A 2157-nucleotide genomic window follows, 5' to 3' on the forward strand; every position below is an offset into this window, starting at 1 on the left:
AGATTAATGAATATGTAATGTACAAATACAAACATAAAAATAAAGTTAAGAGATTTAATATGGAAAAAAACGTAAAATTATTTTATACATTGGTACTTCTATTGATGGATACATAGCAAATAATGATGGAACGTTAGAATGGCTAGAAACAACAGAAGTAGAAGGTGACTTTGGCTATAATACACTTTTAGAAAGAATTGACACTGTTGTAATGGGTAAAGCAACATATGATGTCGTTCGTGGATTTGATATGGAGTATCCTTATAGTACATATATAAACTATGTGTTTTCAAAATCTTCAACCGGATCAGATGAATATGCTACTTTTATAGATGAAGATATTAAAACTTTTATACAAGATTTAAAACAACAACCTGGTAAAGATATATGGTTTGTTGGTGGAGGAAACCTAGCTAGCGAATTTTTTAAAGAAAATTTAATTGATGAATTTCAACTGGCGATCGCTCCAATCGTTTTGGGAAAAGGAATCTCTCTATACATTGGTGATGACATTACCCAAAAATACACTTTAACGAAAGTAGAAAAATTAGGTCAACTTGCTATGCTTCATTATGTTAGGAAATAATCTTTTGAATTTTCCTAATTAGTAGAGTAGATTGTTGGTTATATAACATACAAATAAATTTTACATGTTCCTTTATTAGTGGTCTGCAGTAGCAGATCTTTTTATTTGCTTAATTAAGAGCTTTAAAAAAAGATTTAAATTTTTGGCTAGGTATAGCTGGGGGAGAAGTTTAATTAGATTCTATTTTATTGGCTAATTCCATAAAAAAAATCCACTTTTGTTGGTCTTCTTATTTTTGTAACAAATGGTTCAATAAATAACAAGGGAGGCTGAATATTTTGTCGAATATAAAAATAGTATTAAATTAATTTTAATAAAAAATTCTACTCCATATAAATATAGTGAAAAAGTCATTAAGATAAGGGAGTAAGTTGAATGGTAGAAACAGTAAACTGGAAAAATAATGCTATTGGACGTAAATTTATAACTTCTTTTAGTGGAGGGAAAGATAGTGTACTAGCTTTATATAAAGCTATGAAAATAGGGGAAGCGGTTGGGTTAATCGTTATGCTAGAGGAAGAAGGGAAACGATCTAGATCCCATGGAATGCCGCCGGAAATAATACGCGCTCAAGCTGAATCAATCGGTTTACCTGTTTATACAGGGGTGGCAAGTTGGCAGGAATATGAAAAAGTATTTACACAACTATTAGAAAATGCAAAAAATCAAGGAGCAGATGTATTAGTAACGGGTGACATTGATATGCCTACTCAAGATTGTTGGCATGATAAAGTTACAAAAAATGTTGGATTAAAGCTTGGAATGCCATTATGGGAAATGAATCACCGTGAAGCTGTCGATGAGTTTATAAACAGAGGTTTTCAAACGATTGTTGTATCGGTCAATTTATCGTTAGGAATGCGGGAAGAAGATTTAGGACGAACGTTAACTCACAAATATGTAAAGGAGCTTGAAACTCGAGGAATTGATCCATGCGGAGAAAGTGGTGAGTTTCATACAACCGTAATAGACGGACCGATTTTTAATTTTCCTATTTTAGTTAAAAAGTGTGAGATTATTAGAGACGGAGAATATACTTATTTGCCTTTAGAGCTTGCATAGTAGAATTAGAAATGAAGAAAGTATATAAAATACTAAATTAATTATGGTAAAATTCAGATAACAAAAAACTTCCAGGGAGAATTTCCTATGCATTCTTTATTTCAAAAAGGAAAACAAAAATATATGAAAATTCGATTAAAACCTCTAGTTTTGATTGCAATAATTTCTGCCGTTTTAATCGTATCTGGGTTTGATATGAATATTAAAGAGGTATTTATTTATCTTGTACTTTATCAGATCGGAAAGAGTATTATCTATTACTTTGAATCAAAAAAGGTAAATTGGAAGGAAAGTATTAAAGGAATTATTATTTGTCTATTATTTGTATGTGTTTATCACATTTTATTTCATTTCTTGATTTCAGTTGGTTTTAAGTCAATAAAGTTTATTAAAGTTATAATCGGTTTATTAGTTGCCACTTTGGGAATATTATCATTTTTGGATATAACTTTTAATATTCCTTTTAAGATTCTTAGGCAAAAAGGAATTAGAAGAAAATAGTACTTAGG

Annotated in this window: 3 protein-coding genes; all 3 read left to right on the top strand. The window is 30.0% G+C overall.

From position 1 onward, the window contains the following. The first annotated feature begins 79 nt into the window (after positions 1-79). The 3 genes from CN514_RS24395 (at position 80) to CN514_RS24405 (ending at position 2149) form a co-directional block, all read left to right on the top strand. A complete protein-coding gene (locus tag CN514_RS24395; RefSeq protein ID WP_286141826.1) occupies positions 80-586 on the top strand; it encodes a dihydrofolate reductase family protein in 507 nt (168 codons plus the stop codon). A 375-nt stretch (positions 587-961) separates the two neighbouring features. After that, complete coding sequence (locus CN514_RS24400) at positions 962-1648, top strand: Dph6-related ATP pyrophosphatase (RefSeq protein WP_098234782.1); 687 nt, start codon at positions 962-964, stop codon at positions 1646-1648. A gap of 87 nt (positions 1649-1735) precedes the next feature. Beyond that, complete coding sequence (locus CN514_RS24405; RefSeq protein ID WP_098234783.1) at positions 1736-2149, top strand: hypothetical protein; 414 nt, start codon at positions 1736-1738, stop codon at positions 2147-2149. Positions 2150-2157: the final 8 nt, after the last annotated feature.

The sequence above is a fragment of the Bacillus sp. AFS001701 genome (assembly GCF_002559405.1).
Taxonomy (GTDB): domain Bacteria; phylum Bacillota; class Bacilli; order Bacillales; family Bacillaceae_G; genus Gottfriedia.